Source organism: Pseudogemmobacter sp. TB195 (assembly GCF_058313095.1).
Map to the genome: position 1 here is coordinate 1 of NZ_JBZEGG010000137.1, position 622 is coordinate 622.

Consider the following 622-nt stretch of genomic DNA (forward strand, 5'->3'; position numbering starts at 1 on the left):
GGCTGATGGCGGCGACGTGGACATAAACCGCTGGCTGGACGACCTGGCCGACAAGGACATGGTCCACTGGTTCGAGCATGACGGCCGCCAGTACGGGGCAATCCGCAATTTCTGCCGATACCAGCGGCCCAGGTCCCCGAAATACCTCTACCCGTGCCCGGAAAGCATAGCGCGGTATGTGGCAAAGGATGGCGTCGGAGAACCGGGAATCCTGTCCTTCAGCCGGGATATGACAGCGGCCGAGCGCAAGCGCCAGCAGCGTCAGAATGAACGCGCGCGAGATGCTGATGCTGCGACCCGGCGGGCTGTTTCACCCCCTGAAAACCAACCAACGCCGGTCGAAAACGGCAACGATTGTCACGCCTTATCTGTGACAGATGCGACGAACGTCACGCCTTTCCCGTCCCCGTTGCAACAACCTGCGGAAATGTCACGCCAGATGGAGGAGGTATATATATCGGATACTACGTATCCTCCTACGAAACCGCCCCCCAAAAGGGCGCGGATTTCGTATCCAGCCGAGTTTGAGGACTTCTGGCAGGCCTACCCTCGCGATCCAAACATGTCGAAGTCCGAAGCGCTGAAGGCGTGGAAGCGATTGGCGGCAGAGGATCAGCAACAG

Annotated in this window: 1 protein-coding gene; it reads left to right on the forward strand. The window is 59.5% G+C overall.

The window, feature by feature from the left end; translation table 11 throughout:
* A partial coding sequence (locus AC4FS3_RS29020) for an LvrA C-terminal domain-related protein (protein ID WP_491023421.1) occupies positions 1-622 on the forward strand: 622 nt, incomplete at both ends.